Source organism: Citrobacter sp. BDA59-3 (assembly GCF_015167655.1).
In the GTDB taxonomy this organism is placed as follows: Bacteria; Pseudomonadota; Gammaproteobacteria; order Enterobacterales; family Enterobacteriaceae; genus Phytobacter; species Phytobacter diazotrophicus.
Genome location: NZ_CP063427.1, coordinates 4,626,904 through 4,650,464, shown reverse-complemented (window position 1 = coordinate 4,650,464; position 23,561 = coordinate 4,626,904). Strand labels below are relative to the sequence as shown.

The following is a 23,561-nucleotide window of genomic DNA, read 5'->3' as shown; positions in this document are numbered from 1 at the left end:
CTGTTGGAATAGAGAGATCCAAATACATAAAAGTGTGATCACTGCACGGTTGTAAATATAGTTCACCGTCTACGCTTTTGAACATTATTGAAATAAAAAATCATTTGTTCAATAGCGGGGCTGCAATGAATCCACTGATTGAAGCGCGAGGCATCAATAAGCAATTGTCAGGCGTCACGGTCCTGAAAGGCATTGATTTCACGCTGTATTCAGGCCAGGTCCATGCGCTGATGGGCGGTAACGGCGCGGGAAAATCGACGCTAATGAAAATTATCGCCGGGGTGGAAACGCCAGACAGCGGTGAACTTTTCGTTTGCGGCAAGGCGTTTGCGCGCCTTAAGCCGAATCAGGCGCATCAGCTTGGTATCTATCTGGTCCCGCAGGAACCGATGCTGTTTCCCAACCTGAGCGTGCGGGAAAATATCCTGTTTCGCCTGCCGCGCAGCGCACAACATGACACGCTGCTCACAGAGAAACTGCAGCAGCTTAACTGCCAGCTTAACCTGCAGGCGGCCGCCAGTACGCTGGAAGTAGCCGATCAGCAAATGGTTGAGATCTTACGCGGCCTGATGCGTGACGCGAAGATCCTGATCCTCGACGAACCCACCGCCTCTCTTACGCCCGGCGAAACTGACCGGCTTTTCCGCCAGATCCGCGCCCTGCAAGAACTGGGTGTTGGGATTGTTTTTATCTCTCATAAATTGCCGGAAATCCGTGCGCTGGCAAGCCATGTGTCGGTGATGCGCGACGGGGCAGTGGTGCTGAGCGGTGAAATCGCCAGCCTCGACGACAACGCCCTGATTACTGCCATGACGCCCGCGAGCCGCGAGAAAAGCTTAAGCGATACCCAAAAACTGTGGCTGGCGCTGCCGGGCAATCGCCGTACCCAGCCGCAGGATTTCCCGGTGCTGCGGGTGGATGATCTGACGGGGGAGGGGTTTATCGATCTCAGCCTTGAGATCCACGCCGGGGAGATCGTTGGTCTGGCAGGGCTGGTGGGATCCGGGCGTACCGAGTTTGCTGAAACCCTGTATGGCCTGCGCCCGGTGCGCGCAGGGCGTATCTGGCTGGAGAACCGTGAGATCAGTGGCGATTCCACCCGCGCACGCCTGGCGCGCGGGCTGGTTTATCTGCCGGAAGACCGCCAGGTGTCGGGGTTGTTTCTTGATGCCCCGGTACGCTGGAACACGGTTGCTCTGAATGAACCCTCTCTCTGGCAGCAGCGCAAACGTGAAGCGGCGGTGGTGGAGCGCTATCACCGGGCGTTGGGGATCAAGCTGAATCATGCGGATCAAATTGTCCGCACCCTCTCCGGCGGGAACCAGCAAAAGGTGTTGCTGGCGCGCTGCATGGAGGCCAACCCACTGTTGCTGATTGTCGATGAACCGACGCGCGGAGTGGACGTGGCGGCGCGGGCGGATATCTATCAATTGATCAAAAGCGTGGCGGCGCAAAACGTGGCGGTGCTGATGATTTCAAGCGATCTGGATGAGTTTCCAGGGCTGGCTGACCGGGTGCTGGTTATGCATCAGGGCCGACTGAGCGGGGAACTGCCACGCCATGCGGTGAGTGTGGATCGCATGATGACACTGGCTTTCGGCGGGGGACAGCCATGAAAACATTACTGAAAAACCGTGAGCTCAGCGCGTTTCTGGCTATCCTGGCGCTGTTTGTGGTGCTGGTGGCGCTGAACCCTTCCTTTTTCAGCCTGCAAACCGTGGGCATGATTTTCGCCAGTAGCCAGATCCTGATGTTGCTGGCGCTCGGCGCAACGCTGGTGATGCTGACCCGCAATATTGATGTGTCGGTGGGCTCAACGGTGGGGCTGTGCGCCATTGCCGTCGGGGTGGCGCTGAACAGTGGCTACAGTCTGCCTGTCGCCATGCTTTTCTCCCTGGCGATTGGCGCCCTGGCCGGGGCCTTTAACGGCCTGCTGGTGGTGGGACTGAAAATTCCGGCGATTGTGGCAACGCTGGGTACGCTCGGGCTGTATCGCGGGGCAATGTTGCTGTGGACAGGCGGTAAGTGGATTGAAGGGCTGCCTGTCAGTCTGAAATCACTCTCTGTGGCGGGGGCGACCGGGGTTTCCCCTCTGGGCTGGCTGGTGCTGCTGATGCTCGGCGCAGGGACCTGGGTTCTGGCGCGCACGGCGTTTGGCCGCGACTTTTATGCAGTGGGGGATAATCTCGCCGCCGCCCGCCAGCTCGGTGTCGGTGTGAACCGCACGCGGATGCTGGCCTTCACCCTGAATGGCGTGCTGGCGGCCTGCGCCGGGATTGTCTTTGCCTCGCAGATTGGCTTTGTACCGAATCAGACCGGCAGCGGGCTGGAGATGAAAGCCATCGCCGCCTGCGTGCTCGGCGGTATCTCGTTGCTCGGCGGGACGGGAACGCTTGTCGGCGCGTTTCTCGGTGCCTTTTTCCTCACCCAAATCGACACCGTGCTGGTGCTCTTTAAGCTCCCGGCCTGGTGGAATGACTTTATCGCGGGTCTGGTGTTGCTCGGCGTGCTGGTGCTGGACGGACGTTTACGCCAGGCGCTGGCCCGCCATCAACGGCAACTGAAATACAGCCGCTTTATGCCCGGCAATAAGGGGAGCAAAAACGTGGCTCCTTTTCCCAAACGTAAAAACAAAGAGGTGGCGTAAATGAAGCTCAACTGGGAATTTGCGCTGCTGCTGTTACTGGTGCTGGAGATCCTGCTTTTTGGCGCGCTGAACCCGCGCATGCTGGACGTCAATATGCTGCTGTTCAGCACCAGCGACTTTATCTGCATTGGTATTGTGGCGCTGCCGTTGACGCTGGTGATCATCAGCGGCGGTATCGATATCTCGCTTGGCTCGACCATTGGCCTGTGCGCCATCGCGCTGGGAGTGATGATGCAGGCGGGCTGGCCGATGAGCGTGGCCATAGTGCTGACGCTGGCGCTTGGGCTGCTGTGCGGGCTGGTCAACGCGGCGTTGATTCACTACACCGGCATCAGTCCGTTGGTTATCACCCTCGGCACGCTTTATCTCTATGGCGGTGGCGCGCTGTTGCTCTCCGGCATGGCGGGTGCGACGGGTTATGAAGGTATCAGCGGTTTCCCGGATAGCTTTACCGCCTTTGCCAATCTCACTTTGCTGGGCCTGCCCGTACCGCTGGTGCTGTTTGCGATGATCACGCTGTTTTTCTGGCTGATCACGCACCGGGCGCGTTTTGGCCGTCACCTCTTTTTACTCGGGCAGAACCTGCGTGCGGCGCGCTATGCGGCGCTGTCGGTGAACGGTATGCCTTACGCACTTTACGGGCTGGTCGGGGTGGCATCGGCCATTGCCGCCGTGGTGCTGGTCTCTTATTTCGGTTCAGCGCGTTCCGATCTGGGGCGCGATTTGCTGATGCCTGCACTTACCGCCGCAGTGTTGGGCGGGGCCAATATCTATGGCGGTTCAGGTTCGGTGCTGGGTACTGCGCTGGCAGCGTTGCTGGTGGGGTATTTACAGCAGGGGTTACAGATGGTCGGCATCCCCAACCAGGTGTCGAGCGCGTTGTCAGGGGCGCTGTTGGTGGTGGTGGTGATGGGACGTTCGCTGAGTCTGCACCGGGAATGGGTGCGTATGACCTGGCATCGGGTTCTCTCGCGTTAATCTTTTGGAGCATGAGATGAAGACAAAACTGATAGTGCAACTGAGCGCGCTGGCGCTGGCGGGTAGCGTCATGGCCGCCCAGGCGGCTGACCGTATCGCCTTTATTCCCAAACTGGTTGGGGTGGGCTTCTTCACCAGCGGCGGCAACGGCGCGAAAGAGGCTGGCAAAGACCTGGGGGTGGATGTGACCTATGACGGCCCGACCGAACCGAGCGTTTCCGGCCAGGTTCAGCTCATCAACAACTTCGTCAACCAGGGCTACAAGGCCATTATTGTCTCCGCCGTTTCGCCGGACGGGCTGTGCCCGGCGCTGAAACGGGCGATGCAGCGCGGTGTGAAAGTGCTGACCTGGGACTCTGATACCAAGCCTGAGTGTCGCAGCATCTACATCAACCAGGGGACGCCAGAGCAACTGGGTGGTCTGCTGGTGGAGATGGCTTCAAAACAGGTAACCAAACCGAATGCCAAAGTCGCTTTCTTCTATTCAAGCCCAACGGTGACCGACCAGAACCAGTGGGTAAAAGAGGCGAAAGCCAAAATCGAGAAAGATCATCCCCAGTGGCAAATCGTCACCACCCAGTTTGGCTATAACGACGCGACCAAATCGCTGCAAACCGCAGAAGGGATCTTAAAAGCGTATCCGGATCTGGACGCGATCATTGCGCCGGATGCCAATGCTCTGCCAGCGGCAGCGCAGGCTGCGGAGAACCTGAAACGGGAAGGAGTGGCGATTGTCGGCTTTAGTACCCCGAACGTCATGCGCCCATATGTAGAGCGCGGTACGGTGAAAGCCTTTGGCCTGTGGGATGTGGTGCAACAGGGGAAAATTTCGGTGAATGTAGCCGAACATCTGCTGAAAAAAGGCGATCTTAACGTGGGCGACAGCGTCGACGTGAAAGATATCGGCACGCTTAAAGTCGAGCCAAACAGCGTGCAGGGCTATCAGTATGAAGCGAAAGGCAACGGGATTGTGCTGCTGCCGGAACGCGTGGTGTTCACCAAAGAGAACATTGGCAAATACGACTTCTGATGGGAGGAAACGATGGCGGATTTAGATGACATCAAAGATGGCAAAGATTTTGGCCTCGACCGGCCGCAACAGAATGTGCCGTTTACGCTTAAAGGCTGCGGGGCGCTGGACTGGGGGATGCAGTCGCGCCTGTCGCGCATCTTCAACCCGAAAAGCAACCGCACGGTGATGCTGGCGTTTGACCACGGCTATTTTCAGGGGCCGACTACCGGCCTTGAGCGTATCGATTTATCCATCGCCCCGCTGTTTGGCGAAACGGACGTGCTGATGTGTACCCGTGGGGTGCTGCGAAGCCAGGTGCCGCCCGCTACCAATAAACCGGTGGTGCTGCGGGCGTCGGGAGGTAACTCTATTCTGACCGAACTGTCGAACGAGTGCGTGGCGGTAGCGATGGAGGATGCCCTGCGGCTGAACGTCTGTGCGGTGGCGGCCCAGGTTTATATCGGCAGCGAGCACGAGCATCAGTCGATCAATAACATTATTAAGCTGGTGGATGCCGGGAACCGTTACGGTGTTCCTACGCTTGCGGTCACCGGCGTCGGCAAAGAGATGGCGCGGGATGCACGCTATTTTTCACTGGCCAGCCGTATCGCCGCCGAGATGGGGGCGCAGTTTGTCAAAACCTACTTTGTCGAAGAGGGGTTTGAGAAAGTCACCGCCAGTTGCCCGGTGCCGATTGTGATTGCCGGGGGCAAGAAATTGCCTGAGCTGGAGGCATTAGAGATGTGTTTTCGCGCCATCGATCAGGGGGCGTCCGGCGTGGACATGGGGCGCAATATCTTCCAGTCCAGCGCGCCGCTCGCCATGCTCAAAGCAGTAAAAAAAGTGGTACACGAGAATATGAGCGCCCGTGAGGCGTATCAGTTCTGGCAGGAAGAGAAACAGGGAGAGCAACAATGAATGTGACGCTGGTGGAAATTAACATCAAGCCGGACAAGATCGATGAGTTTCTTGAGGTGTTTCGCGCCAATCACGAGGGGGCAGTGAAGGAGCCGGGAAATCTGCGTTTTGATGTGCTGCAGGATCCGAAAGTGAAGACGCGGTTTTTTATCTACGAGGCGTATAAGGATGAGGCTGCTGTGCTGGCGCACAAGGAGACGGCGCACTATCTGGCCTGCGTGGCGAAGCTGGAAGATCTGATGTCGGAGCCGCGTAAGAAAAGGACGTTTGTGGGGCTGATGCCGGAATAGCGGTTTGGTGCGCTGCGCGGTGTTTCCCTTTGCCCCAAAGGGCTGAGGGGGTTTTGTCGCGACAGAAAAGTAAGGAACATAAGGTGAACGGAATGACCATCAGAGCCGCATTTTTCCCCTCTCCCCAATGAGGAGAGGGGACCGTTCGTGCTCGCATTTTTGTGGGGATTCCTCAACCCTATAGGGAAGAGGCAACCGATCGAGCGAGTGGGGACTGTTTTTCACCCTCTCCCTTGAGGGAGAGGGCAGGGGTGAGGGGGAGAAGGCCGGACCGTCTTTACGCTTCTTCCACCGCCACGCGTATTGCTGCCAGCGCGGTGCGTGCCGCTTTGAGTACCTGTTCGCACTGTTCAATCGTCAGTGTTAACGGCGGTTCAATACGAATGGTTTTCGAGTTGTTGAGTGTCCCGGCAACCAGTACACGCTGGCGGAACATTTCGCTCGCAAACGTATAGCCGATTTCGTTATCCACAAACTCGATAGCCATCAGCATCCCTCTGCCGCGTGCATCCTGCACCAGGTCCGGGTATTCACGCGCCAGCAGGCGGAAGCCGTCTAGCAGCATGTCACCTTTCTGCTCTGCCTGTGCCGGTAAGTTCTCTTCCAGCAGCACGTTGATGGTCGCCAGCGCGGCCGCACAGGCCAGCGGGTTACCGCCAAACGTGGTGGTATGCAGGAAAGGATTATCGAACAGGACGGAGAAGACCTCTTCGGTCGCGATAGTCGCGCCGATCGGCATCACGCCGCCGCCGAGCGCTTTCGCAAGACATAAAATGTCCGGCTGGACGTTCTCATGCTCGCAGGCGAACATCTTGCCCGTACGGCCCATCCCGGTCTGCACTTCATCAAAGATAAGCAGCGCGCCAAACTCATCACACAGCTTACGCACGGCCGGCAGATAACCCTGCGGTGGCAGGATAACGCCGCCTTCGCCCTGAATGGGCTCAAGGATAACCGCAGCGACATCATCGCCGGTTTTATGACATTCACTGAGCAGGGTTCGCATGGCCTCGATATCGCCAAACGGCACATGACGGAAGCCCGGCAACAACGGCATAAACGGTTTACGGAAGGTCGATTTCGCCGTCGCAGACAATGCACCCAGGGATTTACCGTGGAACGCGCCGCTGGTCGCGACAAAGGTAAATTTGCCCCGTGGCGACTGATACGCTTTAGCGAGCTTTAATGCCGCTTCGACGGATTCCGTGCCGCTGTTGCTAAAGAAGCTGTATTTGAGTTTGCCTGGGGCTAATGCCGCCAGTGTTTTTGCCAGCATCGCCCGCAGTGGGTCGAGAAGCTCCTGGCTATGCAGAGGTTGTTTTGCGAGTTGATTCTGTACGGCGGAAACCACTACTGGATTACGGTGCCCCACATTGAAGATACCAAACCCACCCAGACAATCTAAAAACTCCTGTCCCTGGGTGTCGACAAGCGTATTCAAACTTCCCGCTTGCCACTCTACGGCTCCGTAATCCCCGCCGGCAGTAACAGATTTTCGATACTCTAAAAACCCCGGATTGACATGCTCTTTAAAGTATTCTCGCACCTCTCGGTTTAATTCTTTCATCTCCTCATGATCAAGCTTTCGTTTCTCTATGAGGTTCAGTGCGTGTGCGCTGCAGGCAAGAGCCGATGCGCTGGAAGGTAATCTGTTCAAAATATGCTCCCGGGGCTCGCGTATCACATGATACTGATTTAAGTATTGCAGGGATTGCGCCACATCGAAGCCGTAAATGAAAATCGGGATAAACACCAGGGAAAAATGCATTTGTACGAGATTAGATCCCGGATCTTACCCTTTGTTACGCTCTGAAATAGAGGAAAAGAAAACGCGCATTGCGCGTTTTTTAAGCGAAATGCACCGTAGTGGTGCGATTATTGCCTCATTTTAGCGCAGCGATAAATCAGGAAAACTTGGTAGTTTCAAGGCGTTACTATATAAATCAGCAGCTTAAAAACATACAAATAGTGCGGTTTAATCGCAAATTGCGATCTAAATCAAATTTAACAACTAAAGATAAATTCATTATCGCCGAAATAACATTCGATAAAATTTTTAACAGCCGAATAACTTGCAAAGGATGCTTATCATGTCTGCTCCGCCGTTTGTCACGCAACGGGAATACACCCTTGATGCTGACACCACCCTGATGTCGACCACCGATTTGCAAAGCTATATCACCCACGCCAATGACACCTTCTCGCAGGTAAGCGGCTTTGAGCTGGACGAACTGATCGGCCAGCCGCACAACCTGGTACGCCACCCGGATATGCCGAAAGCCGCCTTTGCGGACATGTGGTACACCCTGAAACAGGGCGAACCCTGGAGCGGTATTGTTAAAAACCGCCGTCGGAATGGCGATCATTACTGGGTACGGGCTAACGCTGCGCCAATGGTGCGTAACGGAAAAGTGACGGGCTATATGTCCATTCGTACCCGCGCCACCCAGGAAGAAATTGCCGCTGTCACACCTTTATATAAAGCCATTCAGGAAGGGCGAGCTAAAAAGCGGATCCATAAAGGGCTGGTGGTTAGCCGGGGCTGGCTGGGTAAACTGCCCTCTCTGCCATTACGCTGGCGGACTCGTGGGGTGATGGCGCTCTTGTGGATTGTGCTGGCGGCTGGCCTGTGGCTTTCCGGAAATGGTCCGGCGACGATTTTATTGAGCGCCGCGATCTTGCTGTTGGGCTGTGCCTGCCTTGAATGGCAAATTGTGCGTCCGGTTGAGGAAGTCGCCCGTCAGGCCCTTAGCGTGGCGACCGGTGAACGTAACAGCGTGACGCATCTGAAACGTAGCGACGAACTGGGTCTTACTCTGCGGTCCGTTGGGCAGTTGGGGTTAATGTGTCGCTGGCTGATTCACGATGTTTCCGGTCAGGTGAGTAGCGTGCGCAGCGGTAGCGAAACGCTGGCAAAAGGTAACGACGATCTGAACGAGCGTACTCGGCAGACCGTCGTCAATGTGCAGCAGACTGTTGCCACGATGAGCCAGATGGCCGCCTCGGTGCAAAATAATTCCCATACCGCGACAGAGGCTGACAAACTCTCCAGCTCCGCCAGTAGCGCGGCGGCGAATGGAGGAAAAGCGATGGAAACGGTGGTGAAAACGATGGACGAAATTGCTGACAGTACGCAGCGCATCGGTTCAATCACCGCATTGATTAATGACATCGCTTTTCAGACCAATATTCTGGCGCTCAATGCCGCAGTGGAGGCCGCCCGTGCCGGTGAACAGGGCAAAGGTTTTGCGGTGGTGGCCGGGGAAGTTCGCCACCTTGCCAGCCGTAGCGCCAGTGCGGCAAATGATATTCGCAAGTTGATTGATGCCAGCGCCAGCAAAGTGCAATCGGGCTATGAACAGGTCCATGCGGCAGGCAGGACAATGGACAATATCGTCACCCAGGTTCAAAACGTGACCTCCCTGATTGGCCAGATTAGCCAGTCAACTTCTGAACAGGCGCAAGGGCTGTCAGAGCTGACCCATGCCGTGGCAGAGCTGGATACCATCGCGCAAAAAAATGCCGGGCTGGTAGCCGAAAACGCCAATGTTTCCTCGATGGTAAAACACCGCGCCAGCCGTTTGCAGGACGCCGTTTCCGTGCTTCATTAATTCTTCTCCCTCTCTATTTATAGAGAGGGAATTTTCTCTTTGTATTTATTTAACCTTGTTTTTTATATGGTTATATTGCATCTTTTAATTTGTTCTATTTATATTTATAAAATGTTAAATTAATATTAAATATAGTTTCTTTTTTGATCAATTATATTCCATTTAATTTAACTTGTTATTCCTATTAAAAGACAATTAAGTGGCGTTAATATACGTTGCGCAACTTCTTCCCTCAGAACATATAACGATCGATAGATCTCAATTAATAGCTGATAACTATCAGAATAATCATAACTGAAATAAAAAAACGATCAATCTCATAAAGTTAGCGCAGCGGTTACCGATAACATGCAGTGGAGATATTATTTCTGGCGTCTCTTTTAAAACAACGCATCTAACTCTTTGTTGAAAAGGGTTTTTTCACAAAATTATAATCATGTGCATGGGGGAATATATGTTTTTACATGATGTAAAAATTGGTGCGAAATTATTTTTCGCGTTCGGATTTTTTATTGTCTTGATGGTAGCCAGCTCCGCTCTTTCACTGTTCAGTCTGAATCGTGCTAATAATGGAATGCAGGATATTATTCACAATGATTATCCGACCACCGTAAAAGCCAATCAACTCATCGATAACTTCCAGAGCTTTGTCAGTACGCAGCAACTTATGTTACTGGACACGGATGGCAAATGGCAGGCAGAGACCGAGAAGCAGCTCGGCGAAATTAGTTCCCGCGTAACGGTTCTTCTGGACGATCTGACAAAAAACCTCCATGACAGCGAATCGCAAAAAATCCTCGCCGAGATTAAAGATATCCGTCAGCAATTTCTGGACTCGCGTTTTCGTATTCTGGAAGACGTGAAGAAGGATGATCATTCGGCGGCTATCACTGAAATGATGACCAAAATGGTGCCAATCCAAAAAGCCTACAAAGAGAAAGTGCTGGCCCTGATTGCTATTCAGGATGCGCAAATGCGTCATGGTAGTGAGCTGGTTCAAAGCGATTTCAGCACCAATCGTTTACTGCTGATTGCCCTGGCGATTATCAGTATCGGCGTGGGTACGCTTTTGGGATGGGTGATAGTGCGCGCCATTACTCGCCCGCTGCGTGAAGCGGTGACGTTCGCCGAGGCGATTGCCAGCGGTGATTTAACCCGCACTATCCACTCCGACTATCGTGATGAGACCGGTATCCTGCTGCGTGCTTTGATGGAGATGAAAACCCGCCTGGTGGACATTGTTCAGGAAGTGCAGTTTGGCTCGGCCAGTATCTCAAGCGCCGCGGCGCAAATTGTGGCCGGAAACCAGGATCTGGCGGCCCGCACAGAGGAGCAGGCCAGCTCTGTCGAACAGACTGCATCGTCCATGGAGCAGATTACCGCGACCGTGAAAAACACGGCCGATCACACCACCGAAGCCACCAGCCTGTCTGCGGATGCGGCCAATGTGGTTAAAAACAATGGTGAGATGATGAAACAGGTCACCGAGAAGATGCGTGTGATTAATGAGACCTCCAACCGCATGTCTGACATCATCAACCTGATTGACGCCATTGCCTTCCAGACCAATATCCTGGCGCTAAATGCGGCAGTGGAAGCGGCACGTGCAGGCGAGCATGGTCGTGGCTTTGCGGTTGTGGCCGGTGAAGTACGTCAACTGGCGCAAAAGAGTGCCGCATCTGCCAATGAAATCCGCCAGCTTATTGAAAACTCCACCAGCCAGACCCGTGAGGGCATGGCGCTGGTGGAAAAAGCCGGCAGTTTGATCAACGGCATGGTGAGCAACGTTCAGGAGATGGATGTGATCCTGCGCGAGATAGGCCAGGCAAGCCGCGAGCAGACCGACGGTATTTCGCAAATCAACAGCGCTATCGGGCTGATTGATTCCACCACGCAACAGAACTCAAGCCTGGTGGAAGAGTCCGTTGCGGCGGCTGCGGCGCTTAATGAGCAGGCGACGCACCTGCGCGAGCTGGTGCAAGTTTTCCGCCTGCGTGAAGACGGGGCGATGGCTTAATCCAGTTGAGAGATATCCAGCGCCGCCCGGTCGATAATACCGATAATTTGTTTTAACTGGGCGGCGCTGATCTCTGACTGGTTAACTTTCAAATCCAGCACCGCCTTGAAGTTTTCCAGCGCGCGCTTCATTTGCGGATCTTTTCGTAACTGATAACCCACGCTTCGCGCCTTGATACGCGCCTGAATATGCTGCAGGTGCTCGCTATTTTCGGCAAGCCACGCCTGACCTTGCGAGGTAATGGCTATCTTTTTACGACCGCCGTCTTCCTCGTGAATAATAATAAGCCGCTGATCCTGCAAGAGATCCAACGTCGGGTAAATCACGCCCGGACTGGGGGTGTAATTTCCCTGGGTCAGGGTTTCGATCTCTTTAATCAACTCATAACCATGGCTGGCGTTACGGGTCAGGATATCCAGGATAACCAGGCGTAATTCGCCGTGGCCGAAAAAGCGCTGACGGCGTCCGCCGCCGCGCCCATGATGGACTTCGCCGTGGTGGCCGCGGTGATGTTCCCCGCGACGCACGGCGTGACACTCGCTGTCGTGACCCTGCTGGCATTCTTCATCGAACGCATTGTGATGATGTCGCATGTTCTGCTCCCTGGTGAATTTGATATATCTAATTTATATCTAAAATTGAAAATATGCCAAGTCTGGTTCTGATTATTTTTGTAATTTATTGATATTAAGGATTTTTAATTTTCTTTTTTGCAGGTTGTGCGTTTCTGGTTTTATGTATCTAAAAAAGGCTTGCCATCTCAATAAACAGCAATCATTATCATTTAAAAATCAATTTAGATATATCGTATTCAATTTCACAAAGGCCGATTATGACAATCAAACAACAACGTTATCCGCAGCGTGTACGCAATGAGTTGCGTTTTCGCGAGTTGACCGTGTTACGCGTCGAGCGTGTGGGTGCCGGGTTTCAGCGCATTGTGCTGGGCGGCGAGGCGCTGGAAGGGTTTACCTCCCACGGGTTCGACGACCATACCAAAATCTTTTTCCCACAGCCGGGTAGCGTGTTTACGCCTCCACAGGTAACCGATGAGGGTATCGTTTGGGCAGAGGGTCCACGCCCTGCAACGCGTGATTACACACCGCTGTATGATGAGCGCCGCCAGGAGCTGGCGATCGATTTCTTTATTCATGAAGGTGGTGTGGCAAGCACCTGGGCGATGCAGGCCCGGGCAGGCGACAAACTGACCATCGGCGGACCGCGTGGATCGCTGGTGGTGCCGGAAGATTATGCCTGGCAGTTGTATGTGTGCGATGAGTCCGGAATGCCGGCGTTGCGTCGTCGGCTGGAAGGGTTAAACCGCCTGACGGTGCGCCCGGAAGTCAAAGCGGTGGTCACCGTAGGGGACGCCTCGTACAAAGATTATTTCGCCCATTTGAGTGATTACAACATTGATTGGGTGATTGGCCATGACAGGCAGACGGTGGTGGAAAAGCTGGCGTCGGTTGCTGTGCCGCCGGAAGACTATTTTATCTGGCTGACGGGCGAGGGTGCGGTAGTGAAAGCGTTGCTGGATCACTATGCGACTGACACTATCGACCAGCAACGGGTTCGTGGTCAGGCCTACTGGCATAATAAGTAGTTCGCTGCAGTTCCCCTTTACCCGTTCACGTGTTCGGGAGGTCCATTTCGCCATGAACATAAAGGGAACGGAACCCACCACCTGAGCCGCATATTCCCCTCACCCCAACCCTCTCCCCGGGGGAGAGGGAGAAAACCGGTCGTAGCCCGGATAAGGCGCCTGCGCCGCATCCGGGAGGTTGCGGATTACGCCACTTCGTCGTATTCGGCTTCGCTCACCTGCTGCTCCAGAGATTGACGAATCTCGGCAAGGGCTTTCTCTTGCTGGCGGAAATACCCTTCCTGATCGGTCAGTGACGACACCAGTTGCCACGACTCCTCTTTCTCCAGCGCATTCAGCTCATCGATCAGGCTGGCAATATGCTGCTTCACCTCATGAATACGCTGGCGCAGGCGGGCAAGATCGTTAAGACGATCGCTGGCCATTAACGGCTCCAGCCCTTTTTGCAGGCGGGTTAACAAAAGGCGAATTGCCCCCAGATCGCCGCGCTGCCTGGCCTGATTCAACTGAACCATCATGGCATGCGCCTCTTCTTTAAAGGCGTCGTCCACCAAATCCGGGTGGCAAAGTTTACTGGCCTGGCGCCACAAACGTTTCAGCTCAACGCGCTCATCCGGTGACATCTTCTGCTCGAAGCCAAAACGCTGCTCGGCATCGTGCTGTTGTTCCTGGTAATCTTCATACTCCTGGCGCGCTTCATCCCGCGCCTGACGCGCCGGTTCATCTTCACGCGTTAAGCCTTGCTCCAGCTCCTGCGCTTCGGCCAGCAAAGAGGCGATCAGCGCATTCTGCTGCTGCAAATGCTTACGCGCTTCCGCCGCCTGCGGGGACTGTGGCGGAAAACTTTGCCAGCGGCGGGTAAGGGTGACCAGCACCTCCACCGCCTGCGACAGATATTTCTGGCAGCGAAGATAATCGGCCTCACGACGATGCGCTTCGGCTTCCTGGCGACGCACGGCGGCTTCGGCGAGGATCTTACGCAGGCGCAGGATCTGTGACATCAGTGGCCCAAGACGGGTGAGGTACAGATCGTTGAAATCATCCAGCAACTGAATGCGGGTGTTACGTTTATCGATTAATTCACGCAACTGCTCTTCCAGCGCTTTCAGTTCCAGTTTGCTGGCGGCAACCTGGGGATCCTGCCACTGCACCACTGAACGCTGGCTCTGCAGCCAGGCATTGATAGTGCGCAACGCATCGGAAAAGTTTTTCTCTTCAAGCGCCCATACGATGAACGCCAGTTCACTGTCGGTGACTTCGTTTTTTAGAAAAGGAAGCTGGCTTTGAATAATGCCTTCATCTTCCAGTTCAATGGCGTACTTAATGATCTCAAGCCGTTTTATGGGTTTGTTCATGGTCTTTCGCTAAGGCGCTTAAAGATTGAGTTAATGGTAGTTGGTAATGATCAAACACGAAATAAGCTCATTGTCGTACCCGCAGCCGCTGCGTTCAACCCTGAAAGATTAGCATCAGTTCAGCTAAGCAGATATGGTTGAAATCATAATACAGGTCACAAGTTACAGGCGTTAGCATTCCTGAAAGAAATACTTTCCCGGTACGTTTTTTCCCCACTTCCCGGCTGTTTCATATTCACCTTATCAAGTGATTTAGCTCTCATATTTTCATGAAACCGGTTGCATGGCTGCTTGTCCAGGTTAGCATGAAACCGGTTTCATTCATTGCATGACTCAGTTACCGAAAATAAAAGGTAGAAAAAAGATGGCTGTTATTCGGGATTACAATAAGTTAGCAAGTGATATCCTCCGGGAAGTCGGAGGGGAAGAGAACATCAACAGCTTTACCCGTTGTGCCACGCGTTTACGTCTGGTCCTTAATGAAACGCCCGCTGATGCGAAACGTCTGGTGCAAAGCCTGCCTGGGGTCATTGCGGTGGTGGAAAGCGGTGGACAGTTTCAGGTGGTGATCGGTACCCACGTGGCGGACGTCTTCAACGCGATGTCCGGTCTGGTAAAAGAGAATGGCTCCATAAGCAGCGCCCCGAAAAAAACGCGTAAGCTTGATGCGGTCATTGCCACCATGTCGGCAGTGTTCGCGCCGATTGTCTACATTCTGGCGGCGGCAGGTATTCTGCAAGGGCTGCTGATTGTTGTCAGTCTGATGGATGCCGATATCAAAACCACTGGCACTTTCGCCGTGCTCAACTTTATGTCCTGGACGCCGTTTGCCTTCCTGCCGGTCTTTATCGCGATTACGGCGGCGCGCCATTTCAAATGTAACCCGTTTATCGCGGTTCTCTGCTGTTGTGCGCTGATTAGCCCTGACTGGGCTGCGCTGGCGGGGCGTATTGCTGGCGGGGAGAGCATCAATTTTCTTTTCTTCCCGCTTTCTAAAACGGTGTATACCTCCTCGGTTTTGCCACCGCTGTTCCTGGTGTGGGCGCTCTCCTGGTTCGAACGCCGGGTAGAAAAGTGGATCCCGGACGTGGTCAGCCCGCTCTTTACGCCGTTGATCTGTTTCGTTGTCATCGTACCGCTGACCCTGATTGTGATTGGCCCCATTACCACCTGGGCGGCAATGGGGGTGGCAAATGGCTATAACGCGCTCTTCCACGCAGCACCGGCCGTTGCGGCGGCGGTGATTGGCGGCGTGTGGCAGATTATTGTTATCTTCGGGGTTCACTGGGGGATTACGCCGGTAATCATGGCCAATTTTGACACCCAGGGTTACGACTCTTTCCAGGCTTACCAGACCATTGCGGTTATTGGTCAGATGGCGGCGGTGTTTGGCGTGTTCCTGAAAACCCGCAATACCCAGTTAAAAGCGACCTCAATGTCTGCCGGGATCACGGCGATTTTTGGCATCACCGAACCAGCGATTTACGGTGTGACGCTGCGTTTTAAAAAGCCGTTTATTTGTGGCTGTATCGGCGGGGCGATGGGTGCGGTCGTCGCCAGTCTCTTCGGTAGCCTGTACTACGCGTATGCCGCGTTGCCTGGCTTGTTTACCCTGGTCAATGCGATCAGCCCGGATGCGCCGATGTCGTTTGTCGGCGAACTGGTAGGGGCAGGAACCTGTATCGTGCTGACGATTGTGATGGTGCAGTTCGTGGGCTTTGAAGATCCGGCAAACGAAGAGGAGATGAAACCGGCAACACCTGTCAAAGCGCAAGCGACGTCAAATACCGCTGCGGCCAGTACAGTGAAGATGCTTAGCCCCTTAAAAGGGGAAGTGGTGGCGCTGGAGAGCGTGGCAGATGAAGCCTTTGCCGGTAAAGCGCTTGGCGATGGTATTGCCATCAAGCCCGAAGAAGGCAAAGTTGTGGCACCGTGTGACGCGACGGTGGCGACCGTGATCGCATCACATCATGCCATTGGGTTATTGTGCGATAATGGGGCAGAGTTATTGATCCATGTTGGGTTAAATACCGTCAACCTGCAGGGGCAGCATTTCCGTCCGTTGGTGAAAGAGGGGGATGTGGTCAAAGCGGGTACGCCTCTTCTTGAATTCGACAAAGCCAGCATCGAACGCGAAGGCTATGATCTGACAACCCCGGTACTGGTGGTTAACAGTGAAGATTTCATGCTGACAAAGCACCAGCTTGATGGCGCGATTGGTATGGGGGCGCCGCTGATGTCTCTCGCATAAGGAGGCACGGGCGCACGAACATGGTGTCAACGGCGTCACGACGTAACCCGTCGGGCTTCGCGAGTCGCACTCTTTTGCAGCATGTTTCTGAGCCGGATGTTTCTGGCTCAGTGTGAGCCACCCATTGATTGAGGTTTTCTTATGGTAACGATACTGGACGTCGCCAGAATGGCAGGAGTGTCAAAGGCGACGGTATCGCGCGCGCTAAACGGTAAGGTGTTTGTCCGGGAAGAGGTGAAGGCCAGAATTTTACAGGCCGTTGCTGAGACCGGTTATCGGCCAAACCAACTGGCGCGCAATCTTGCTAATAACAAAACGAATTCGATTGGGCTGGTTATCACCAACGGGTTGTACAACGGCCCGTTCTTCTCAAGCATGGTTTATCAGGCGGCGACGCGCAGTGAAGGTCACAGCCGTCAACTGGTGCTTGCAGACGGGAAACACAGCGCTCAGGACGAGCGCGATGCGATTGGTTTGCTCCTTGAGCTTCGCTGTGAAGCCATCATGATCTACCCCAAATATCTGTCGGTCAGTGAGCTGGATGACATCATTGACGGCAACCAGACTCCGATAGTTGTCATTAATCGTGAACTTATCAGAAACCGAAACCGCTGCGTGTTTACCGATCATCGCCGCAGCAGCGAGGAGATGGTGGAACATTTGCTGGCGCAGGGGCATACCCGGATTGCATTTGTGGCGGGCGTATGTGGTTCGCCGACCGGTGAACGCCGTTTACGCGGCTACCGCGATGCGTTGCGAAAAGCGGGTATCAGCCCCGATCCGCAACTGGTGGTGCGGGGCGCCTGGAGTACCGAAAGCGGTTATGAGGCGGGACGCCAGTTGCTGGCGCTCAATATCCCATTCACCTGCGTGCTGGCCGCCAATGACGATATGGCCATTGGTCTGGCGAAAGCGTTTCAGGATGCGGGGAAATCGGTGCCGGGAGAGATCTCGTTGGCCGGGTTCGATGATTCGGTAATTGGTAAGTACTACACGCCTTCTTTGACAACTATCCACGTCCCGATGGACGAAATGATCCGCGATGCGGTCGAAATTTTACTGCATCCCGACGAAAAAACCGTGTTTTCCCATCAGGGAACCCTGGTGAGCCGGGATTCAGTTGCCCGACGCGTTGACGCGGAGTGAACATTCACACGTCATAAGGCGAAGCGTGATGTTGTACGCAAGAGCGCATGCTGTTGTGGGCTGGGTGGCGACCATTGCCTGCTGTTTTATGTATATCTCGTATATACCGTTGATTCTGGATAATCTGCACGGGGTGAAAACTAACCCGCTACAACCGCTGGCCGCCGCCGTGAACTGCGTGTTGTGGGTGACGTACGGTTTACTGAGTGAAAGGAAAAACTGGCCGATTGTGATAGCCAATTCGCCCGGTATTGTGCTCGGACTGATTACCTTTAGCACTGGCTTATAGCCATCAGCTTAAAAAAGCCGCCATGCGTTACGCACCGGCGGCTTTTTTGTCCTTATTGGCCCGATCGTATGCGCATTCCGCGAGACAGTGTTGCGATACGCTGCGTGCGACCGTAGAGCACGAATAAAATAAATCCACGTCCGTTAAGCACATAGCGGCAGGCCAGCATGATGAGCAGAGCCACCAGCATGATGACCGCATGATGCGTCTGCCCATCCAGCACGGTAAACACCAGCAGCAGCGCACTGAGCACGGTAAGGACGCCATGCACCAGGCCATACCAGGCCAGCCCGGATGTTTTACCGCGTGCGATCATATAGGTGGCGGTCAGGTTGCTGAAAATAAACAGGATAGCGGGCAGGAAGAAAATAAGCGCCCGGACTGGCGGTGTCTGTTTTGGCAGCATCGCCATCAGCGTCAGTAAATTACAGGCGAAGGCTACCAGGAATAACAACAGCACAAACGCCAAAGGAAATCCGTTCTGCCGGGGCAGTTCAGATGGCGGTTTATCAAACCAGCGCTCCAGTTCGGGCGTTGAATGTTGCAACAGGCTGTTATCGCCACGGGCAATAACCTGTTCCATCTCCCTTCCATGGGCCAGCAGATCACAAAAAAGCCAACCGGAAATGAGCGTAGCCAGGCGCATTACAGTACCGCCAGTGACTGAATGGTGCCCACAATATAGCGGCCTGTTTTGGGAATATTGCCCGGCGAGGCGACGACACCGCTCACCGCGCTTCCCGCCAGCGCCGCCGCACTGGTCACCAGGTTACCCAGCTGCCGGGTGAGTTCCACCTGCACCGGCTCGACCGGGAAGCGTTTAGGGTAAATACCTGCGCGGATAAGGGCTTTAATTTCCTTATTACTGATGCCAGGGTTTTGCAGCCTGATGATGAGTTCCGTCAGGCGTTTGCGATCCTGGCGGGGGTACTCTTTCAGCCACTGAGACGCTTTTAACGACGAAACGGATTTCATTGCGCGCCACGTCGTGACAACCTCTTTCAGTACGCCACCTGCGCTTGCCAGCGAGATAAGATCGAGCGCGGTAGAGGTGGCGTTATACCAGCCTTGCGAATCCAGCCAGGCCACATCTTCGCCGCCATTCTCCACCAGGTCATATAAACGGTAGAGGCCGTTGATGCATTGCAGACCCGTGGCAGCGGCGCCGGCATAACCCAGGGCGACCAGCGCGCCGCTGGCTCCGGCAGTGAGTGGGACGGCGGCGCCCGCGGTGGCCATCACCCCGGCGGTAATGATCATTGCGCCGCAGGAGAGAACGGTGGAGGCGATTTCCGGACCTAGAGAGGTTGCGGAGACGGCGTCGGTCAACGATTTACCCACCGTGGTTTTTGACCCTTGTGCGGGAGGCTTTGTCACAACCACATGCGTTACGATGCCGCTTTGTCCGTTCGGGTGACGTTTACTGGGGCGTACCAGGTATCGCTCCGTGCCATCGGCGTAGATAATTCCAGCCTGTGCAAAATCACGTGTACAGTCCATCGCTGCGCCAAGCGCATCGAAATTGAAATCTGTCGCACCTTTACCGCTAAAGCGCGCAAAGTCATAGCCAGGCATATTTGCTTCGGGGTTAAGTCTGGGCAGCGTCATTTTTCATTCCTTGTAATGATGAGTACAGAGGTATTAATCCAGGATTATTCCTGGACTCCCAGGGCTAACAAACAGATGTTTTTTCCGGTGTACAGGTTTATTTCGCCGCACACTATTCAGGCCAGACGAAGAAAATAGCTAAATATCATGTACTGTCTGGCGCAACTGAAAACATGCAGATTTTTCATAACCTTCTGATTTAATTGTTCTCTTTCTGGTTTTTTTCTTACCGTTTTTGCTGGCGAATGGTAAAGGAAATCTTGAGATTCCTTATTTTAGACAGCGAACAGGCAAAGTTCACCCCGCCAAAAAATGGGCTTTTATCCTTTCAGCGTGATGAGATAGGGTATTTTCTATATGAATAATTTCGAGGTGAAATTAAGATGCGACAATCTATTTAGCAACGGAAAAACACTTTTTTAGCGGCATTAACATAACTGCAAATGCAGATACGCAGTAAGCCTATTCCGGGCGGGATTGGGGGCTAATTCTCAAAATAGACAAAACGCTCACGCCGCCACGTTTTCACCGCTGGCGGCCTGGTGCATTGTGCATTACCTTAGAGCCGAAAATTATTCTCACATTTGAAAAGGAGTCAGTTTCGATGTCTGATCAACACATAATGAAAGCCATGTTCACGCAGCAGCGAATTCAGATCATGCATTTGGGTAAGCATCACAAGGAATATACCGACGCGTACATCTTTGCCTGGGAGTCCGGTGTTTATCCGTTTTTGCATGATTTGGGTGGCGAACATCAGTATCTTCCCCATGAATTATATGGCGACTTTTTTGAGATCAGCGCACAGAAGGGCGCATCCATTTATGAACGTCTTAACCGGGCATGGGCAGATGAAGAGGATAATTTAACGTATAGCAGACTGGAGTCTGACCTGATGGGCATTGGCAGTTCGCGTGACTGGCGTCCCGATGAGGTCATGAATGTATGTCGCTATCTTTTCCTGACGGGCTGTTTTGACGAGGTATTCTGGAAGGCGCTGTGTAAGCCAACGGCAGATTCATCATGGGTTGAGTTCGTGCAGGACGCGTACAGCCGGGAGCATGATACGATGTTTATGTAAGCTGATAAGGGGCAATGAAGGGCACATTGAATGAAGTGTGGGTTATCACGGAAAGATGGCTGCCAGGATATCACCGTGACCCCCGCACGAGCCGCTGAACATCTGATACCAGACGACGAATATCGACTCAAATCGTGATCGCAACCAGTGCCAGCTACACTAATACCAGCGGTTATACTTGATATAAAAAAATGAGACAATAATAAGCCACAAAAAGGTCAGTATCCCAAAATAATCAGGTATAAATCTCGCGAAGATATACGCCCCTGCCACAATAAGGGCCAAAGGGATTAAATAGATATATGACTGTAAAAACCATAAAATTGCCTGCTTCATTTTTTTAATAACTCATATAAATCTTTACCGATCATGATAGTCCCTCTACTTCATACCCGCCTGGCGATAATCAGGTGGAGGACTAACTTACCTGATATTTCAGCATACTTGTAAGCCTTATAAGAGCATTGTTGTATGTACCCCTCCTGAGGACTGTACTGGCCGTTACCACAATGACTGGCGTGGGCTAACGCGCTAAAGTCCCGGCCCCTGGTCAATGAGGAAAAGTCTTTGCGCTTGTGTGGGGCGTCATCGCGCAGAAAAACGTCACATGTGAAGCTGATTTTGGGGCCAGGTAACAGATTTGACCATCAATTGCAGACTCTTCGCCATTTCAGGTCATAGTGAAGAGGTGATTATTAGATGGTTAATTTAAGGATACGAATATGCCAACAGTAATTGAGAAAGCATTGGACTTTATTGGCGGTATGAACACATCAGCCTCAACACCACATTCCATGGATGAGAGTACAGTGAAGGGGATGTTTAAGTATCTGAAAGAGCTTGGTGTTCCAGCTCACGCCGAGGAGATTATCGCGCGAGGGGAGCGGGAAGGGTGGCACCCGGAGTTCACAAAAAAAGTGGCGGGATGGGCGGATAAAATCGAGTCCGCTGACCGCGTGGTGATTAAAAATCCTGAATACTTTACTTCGTATATGAAGGAAGAGCTGCGCGCGCGGGTGAACGTCGAGTTTGACCCGGCAAGTTAAGCGCATCTCAGTTCGCTTCTCACCCGGGCTTTAATACGACAAAGGGCCTCTGTTTTCACTTAGGCCCTTGAATTTGGTGGCCCCTGCTGGTGTAAGTATCCGCATAATCGTGCCATTCACATTTAGAGATCTTCCGGCATACTCAATCTGCCAACGAAGGAGCATTTTAGCTGTAATAAATGCGGTGCTAATACCAGCGATTATATTTGATATAAAAATAAGAGACGATAATAAACCATAAAAAAGTAAGTATCCCTGAATAGCTGGGAATGAATTGAATAAACAAAAATGCCCCGGCAAGAATGAGTGCGATGGGTACTAAGTGAGAGTGGGCTCCCCACAAGAATAATAATAATTTCTTCATCTTTTCAATATTTCATATAAAGCGTCGCCAATGACTTCCTCGTTGTTCCTGCCAGACTCTACTTCATAGATTATTTTAGACATTTGAAGTTCAATAAGAAAGTATAGCATTTCCAGCTTTTCTCGATAAAGTAATTGGTAATATTCCGCATCCTGAAATTTCAGTTTATTTGCTGCTAATGCAGCTATCTGAGCTTTAGCATACAATGCCGTAGCTTTCACAAACCAAGTGGACATTTCATTTACTTTTTTAATATAAGATTCCTGAAAATCAGTGCTACTTACAATCAATTTAGCAATTGTCAGAGAAAGAGCTAGTTTGCTTGAACGATCAGCAGCTTCATATGCTTTCTCTCCGATTTTCTGCTTTATATAGGACACCAGCGTATTACTTTTCTCATCTCCCAGACGCTTGAATGTTTTTTGGAAATAGAGTTGAACCATATCAAGAACGACATCATTTCTTTTGTATATTTCTAACAAAGATAAATACAAGCGTTTATCTTCACTCCATTGCTCATGGCACGTACTCCCGTAGTACTCGTCAGGCACTAAGCAGGAGCCATAGTTAATAAGCCGTTGACTGCCAAGTGTAACGTTTGCGACGGTCTCCATATGACTGGCGTGGATCTCCCGTAACGCTTTAGTTAAAGCAATCGCCATCCTTCTATCTGACTGAGTTTTCAATTTAAGATAGTTTTCTGCCATTTCCATTTGCCTTGTTGTAACATTAATGTTTAATGATTGATCATGGTCGCTCACACGGGCAAGGTTGCGAATGAAAAAAAGTCGAAAAATCCTTATTTATGTTTTAGCGGCAATTATTTCTTTTCTAATAATTCCTGAGGTCATCTTAAGGAAGGTTCCGAATGACATACTTGCCAGACTTAGCGATTTTACAAGTTTGGGTGGTTTATTCAGTCCATTCCTCTCGGCGATGATTTTCATTGGTCTGTCATCCATGTTTATCGGAATTATTGGCGTGTATGTCGTTGGAAAAGTTTATTGTGCTTTAACTCAGGTTAAGCATGAGTGAAACAGTCAGTTGATAATCGATCACAATTTACGGGCCAGGCAGGGAATGCTATGAAAAAATATGGAAACACGGTAATTAGTTTTTTGGTCGTGATTATTTTCTTTCTAACTATCCCGGAAATAGTGATACGTGTAATGACGCCTAAGCAATTCGCACGGCTAAGCGATTTCACAAGCCTCGGTGGGCTTTTCAGTCATACTCTCTCGGTGCTGATTTTTCTTGGATTGATGTCTGCGTTGCTCGGTGTGCTTACCGTTTTCTTAATAACAAAAATTTACCGGCGTTTATCCCTGTCCAGCCGTTAATCAAT

The 23,561-nt window shown here is 52.5% G+C and carries 22 protein-coding genes; 16 read left to right on the top strand and 6 right to left on the bottom strand.

From position 1 onward, the window contains the following. The first annotated feature begins 125 nt into the window (after positions 1-125). From lsrA to lsrG, 6 genes are read left to right on the top strand one after another with little or no spacing between them, the layout of a single operon-like run. Entirely contained in the window at positions 126-1,616 is a 1,491-nt protein-coding gene (gene lsrA, locus IP582_RS21805) for an autoinducer 2 ABC transporter ATP-binding protein LsrA (protein ID WP_193794440.1), read from the top strand. After that, the gene (gene lsrC / locus IP582_RS21800) at positions 1,613-2,647 is read left to right on the top strand and encodes an autoinducer 2 ABC transporter permease LsrC (RefSeq protein ID WP_193794439.1); all 1,035 of its coding nucleotides are present in this window, start codon (positions 1,613-1,615) and stop codon (positions 2,645-2,647) included. The genes lsrA and lsrC overlap by 4 nt, the downstream gene beginning before the upstream one ends. Next, positions 2,648-3,625, top strand: coding sequence for an autoinducer 2 ABC transporter permease LsrD (gene lsrD / locus IP582_RS21795; protein ID WP_193794438.1), 978 nt, complete (start codon positions 2,648-2,650; stop codon positions 3,623-3,625). It begins immediately after the preceding gene. Positions 3,626-3,641: 16 nt separating this feature from the next. Beyond that, positions 3,642-4,655 (top strand): autoinducer 2 ABC transporter substrate-binding protein LsrB, encoded by a 1,014-nt coding sequence (gene lsrB, locus IP582_RS21790; RefSeq protein ID WP_071194480.1) that lies wholly within the window; start codon positions 3,642-3,644, stop codon positions 4,653-4,655. Positions 4,656-4,667: 12 nt separating this feature from the next. Further along, positions 4,668-5,555, top strand: coding sequence for a 3-hydroxy-5-phosphonooxypentane-2,4-dione thiolase (gene lsrF, locus IP582_RS21785; protein WP_071194481.1), 888 nt, complete (start codon positions 4,668-4,670; stop codon positions 5,553-5,555). Then, complete coding sequence (gene lsrG, locus IP582_RS21780) at positions 5,552-5,845, top strand: (4S)-4-hydroxy-5-phosphonooxypentane-2,3-dione isomerase (RefSeq protein WP_193794437.1); 294 nt, start codon at positions 5,552-5,554, stop codon at positions 5,843-5,845. Before lsrF ends, lsrG begins: the two co-directional genes overlap by 4 nt. Before the next feature lie 277 nt (positions 5,846-6,122). Here the strand turns inward: lsrG and ygjG are convergent, their stop codons facing one another. Continuing rightward, positions 6,123-7,502, bottom strand: a complete 1,380-nt coding sequence (gene ygjG, locus IP582_RS21775; protein WP_228007926.1) for a putrescine aminotransferase — start codon at positions 7,500-7,502, stop codon at positions 6,123-6,125. Between the two features lie 433 nt (positions 7,503-7,935). Between ygjG and IP582_RS21770 the strand changes: the two genes are divergently transcribed. Both IP582_RS21770 and IP582_RS21765 read left to right on the top strand, forming a co-directional pair. After that, the gene (locus IP582_RS21770; protein WP_193794435.1) at positions 7,936-9,456 is read left to right on the top strand and encodes a PAS domain-containing methyl-accepting chemotaxis protein; all 1,521 of its coding nucleotides are present in this window, start codon (positions 7,936-7,938) and stop codon (positions 9,454-9,456) included. A 454-nt stretch (positions 9,457-9,910) separates the two neighbouring features. Continuing rightward, the gene (locus IP582_RS21765) at positions 9,911-11,473 is read left to right on the top strand and encodes a methyl-accepting chemotaxis protein (protein ID WP_193794434.1); all 1,563 of its coding nucleotides are present in this window, start codon (positions 9,911-9,913) and stop codon (positions 11,471-11,473) included. Here IP582_RS21765 and IP582_RS21760 read toward each other — a convergent pair. Further along, entirely contained in the window at positions 11,470-12,066 is a 597-nt protein-coding gene (locus IP582_RS21760) for a PadR family transcriptional regulator (protein WP_193794433.1), read from the bottom strand. The two genes, IP582_RS21765 and IP582_RS21760, sit on opposite strands and share 4 nt — an antisense overlap. A gap of 236 nt (positions 12,067-12,302) precedes the next feature. On the opposite strand from IP582_RS21760, the gene IP582_RS21755 reads away from it, so the two are divergent. Next, positions 12,303-13,076 carry a siderophore-interacting protein gene (locus tag IP582_RS21755; RefSeq protein ID WP_304490146.1) on the top strand — a complete coding sequence of 258 codons (774 nt, stop codon included), beginning with the start codon at positions 12,303-12,305 and terminating at the stop codon, positions 13,074-13,076. A gap of 185 nt (positions 13,077-13,261) precedes the next feature. Here the strand turns inward: IP582_RS21755 and IP582_RS21750 are convergent, their stop codons facing one another. Further along, positions 13,262-14,431, bottom strand: a complete 1,170-nt coding sequence (locus IP582_RS21750; protein ID WP_039078163.1) for a DNA repair protein — start codon at positions 14,429-14,431, stop codon at positions 13,262-13,264. Between the two features lie 364 nt (positions 14,432-14,795). Here IP582_RS21750 and IP582_RS21745 point away from each other — a divergent pair, with 364 nt between their 5' ends. The 3 genes from IP582_RS21745 to IP582_RS21735 all read left to right on the top strand — a co-directional run bounded on the left by IP582_RS21745 (position 14,796) and on the right by IP582_RS21735 (position 18,117). Continuing rightward, positions 14,796-16,682, top strand: a complete 1,887-nt coding sequence (locus IP582_RS21745) for a beta-glucoside-specific PTS transporter subunit IIABC (protein ID WP_193794431.1) — start codon at positions 14,796-14,798, stop codon at positions 16,680-16,682. Between the two features lie 141 nt (positions 16,683-16,823). Next, positions 16,824-17,828 carry a LacI family DNA-binding transcriptional regulator gene (locus IP582_RS21740; RefSeq protein ID WP_193794430.1) on the top strand — a complete coding sequence of 335 codons (1,005 nt, stop codon included), beginning with the start codon at positions 16,824-16,826 and terminating at the stop codon, positions 17,826-17,828. 28 nt (positions 17,829-17,856) lie between these two features. Continuing rightward, entirely contained in the window at positions 17,857-18,117 is a 261-nt protein-coding gene (locus IP582_RS21735; protein WP_079497083.1) for a hypothetical protein, read from the top strand. Positions 18,118-18,169: 52 nt separating this feature from the next. Here IP582_RS21735 and IP582_RS21730 read toward each other — a convergent pair whose 3' ends face one another. Both IP582_RS21730 and IP582_RS21725 read right to left on the bottom strand, forming a co-directional pair. Then, the gene (locus IP582_RS21730) at positions 18,170-18,700 is read right to left on the bottom strand and encodes a hypothetical protein (RefSeq protein ID WP_193794429.1); all 531 of its coding nucleotides are present in this window, start codon (positions 18,698-18,700) and stop codon (positions 18,170-18,172) included. Between the two features lie 62 nt (positions 18,701-18,762). Further along, entirely contained in the window at positions 18,763-19,725 is a 963-nt protein-coding gene (locus IP582_RS21725) for a hypothetical protein (RefSeq protein WP_193794428.1), read from the bottom strand. Positions 19,726-20,329: 604 nt separating this feature from the next. Here IP582_RS21725 and IP582_RS21720 point away from each other — a divergent pair. After that, the gene (locus IP582_RS21720) at positions 20,330-20,806 is read left to right on the top strand and encodes a hypothetical protein (protein ID WP_193794427.1); all 477 of its coding nucleotides are present in this window, start codon (positions 20,330-20,332) and stop codon (positions 20,804-20,806) included. Between the two features lie 722 nt (positions 20,807-21,528). Continuing rightward, positions 21,529-21,852, top strand: coding sequence for a DUF1889 family protein (locus IP582_RS21715; protein WP_039078157.1), 324 nt, complete (start codon positions 21,529-21,531; stop codon positions 21,850-21,852). Positions 21,853-22,212: 360 nt separating this feature from the next. Here IP582_RS21715 and IP582_RS21710 read toward each other — a convergent pair whose 3' ends face one another. Then, on the bottom strand, positions 22,213-22,923 hold the full coding sequence (locus tag IP582_RS21710; protein WP_228007925.1) for a hypothetical protein: 711 nt from the start codon (positions 22,921-22,923) through the stop codon (positions 22,213-22,215). 70 nt (positions 22,924-22,993) lie between these two features. Between IP582_RS21710 and IP582_RS21705 the strand changes: the two genes are divergently transcribed. Then, positions 22,994-23,251 carry a hypothetical protein gene (locus IP582_RS21705; RefSeq protein WP_193794425.1) on the top strand — a complete coding sequence of 86 codons (258 nt, stop codon included), beginning with the start codon at positions 22,994-22,996 and terminating at the stop codon, positions 23,249-23,251. Between the two features lie 50 nt (positions 23,252-23,301). Further along, positions 23,302-23,556 (top strand): hypothetical protein, encoded by a 255-nt coding sequence (locus IP582_RS21700; protein WP_193794424.1) that lies wholly within the window; start codon positions 23,302-23,304, stop codon positions 23,554-23,556. Positions 23,557-23,561: the final 5 nt, after the last annotated feature.

What these genes read in the sequence shown, in the direction of transcription:
- lsrA (WP_193794440.1), top strand. Translation starts at nt 126, where the DNA reads ATGAATCCACTGATTGAAGCGCGAGGCATCAATAAGCAATTGTCAGGC.
- lsrC (WP_193794439.1), top strand. Translation starts at nt 1,613, where the DNA reads ATGAAAACATTACTGAAAAACCGTGAGCTCAGCGCGTTTCTGGCTATC.
- lsrD (WP_193794438.1), top strand. Translation starts at nt 2,648, where the DNA reads ATGAAGCTCAACTGGGAATTTGCGCTGCTGCTGTTACTGGTGCTGGAG.
- lsrB (WP_071194480.1), top strand. Translation starts at nt 3,642, where the DNA reads ATGAAGACAAAACTGATAGTGCAACTGAGCGCGCTGGCGCTGGCGGGT.
- lsrF (WP_071194481.1), top strand. Translation starts at nt 4,668, where the DNA reads ATGGCGGATTTAGATGACATCAAAGATGGCAAAGATTTTGGCCTCGAC.
- lsrG (WP_193794437.1), top strand. Translation starts at nt 5,552, where the DNA reads ATGAATGTGACGCTGGTGGAAATTAACATCAAGCCGGACAAGATCGAT.
- IP582_RS21770 (WP_193794435.1), top strand. Translation starts at nt 7,936, where the DNA reads ATGTCTGCTCCGCCGTTTGTCACGCAACGGGAATACACCCTTGATGCT.
- IP582_RS21765 (WP_193794434.1), top strand. Translation starts at nt 9,911, where the DNA reads ATGTTTTTACATGATGTAAAAATTGGTGCGAAATTATTTTTCGCGTTC.
- IP582_RS21760 (WP_193794433.1), bottom strand. Translation starts at nt 12,066, where the DNA reads ATGCGACATCATCACAATGCGTTCGATGAAGAATGCCAGCAGGGTCAC.
- IP582_RS21750 (WP_039078163.1), bottom strand. Translation starts at nt 14,431, where the DNA reads ATGAACAAACCCATAAAACGGCTTGAGATCATTAAGTACGCCATTGAA.
- IP582_RS21745 (WP_193794431.1), top strand. Translation starts at nt 14,796, where the DNA reads ATGGCTGTTATTCGGGATTACAATAAGTTAGCAAGTGATATCCTCCGG.
- IP582_RS21740 (WP_193794430.1), top strand. Translation starts at nt 16,824, where the DNA reads ATGGTAACGATACTGGACGTCGCCAGAATGGCAGGAGTGTCAAAGGCG.
- IP582_RS21735 (WP_079497083.1), top strand. Translation starts at nt 17,857, where the DNA reads ATGTTGTACGCAAGAGCGCATGCTGTTGTGGGCTGGGTGGCGACCATT.
- IP582_RS21730 (WP_193794429.1), bottom strand. Translation starts at nt 18,700, where the DNA reads ATGGAACAGGTTATTGCCCGTGGCGATAACAGCCTGTTGCAACATTCA.
- IP582_RS21725 (WP_193794428.1), bottom strand. Translation starts at nt 19,725, where the DNA reads ATGACGCTGCCCAGACTTAACCCCGAAGCAAATATGCCTGGCTATGAC.
- IP582_RS21720 (WP_193794427.1), top strand. Translation starts at nt 20,330, where the DNA reads ATGTCTGATCAACACATAATGAAAGCCATGTTCACGCAGCAGCGAATT.
- IP582_RS21715 (WP_039078157.1), top strand. Translation starts at nt 21,529, where the DNA reads ATGCCAACAGTAATTGAGAAAGCATTGGACTTTATTGGCGGTATGAAC.
- IP582_RS21710 (WP_228007925.1), bottom strand. Translation starts at nt 22,923, where the DNA reads ATGGCAGAAAACTATCTTAAATTGAAAACTCAGTCAGATAGAAGGATG.
- IP582_RS21705 (WP_193794425.1), top strand. Translation starts at nt 22,994, where the DNA reads ATGAAAAAAAGTCGAAAAATCCTTATTTATGTTTTAGCGGCAATTATT.
- IP582_RS21700 (WP_193794424.1), top strand. Translation starts at nt 23,302, where the DNA reads ATGAAAAAATATGGAAACACGGTAATTAGTTTTTTGGTCGTGATTATT.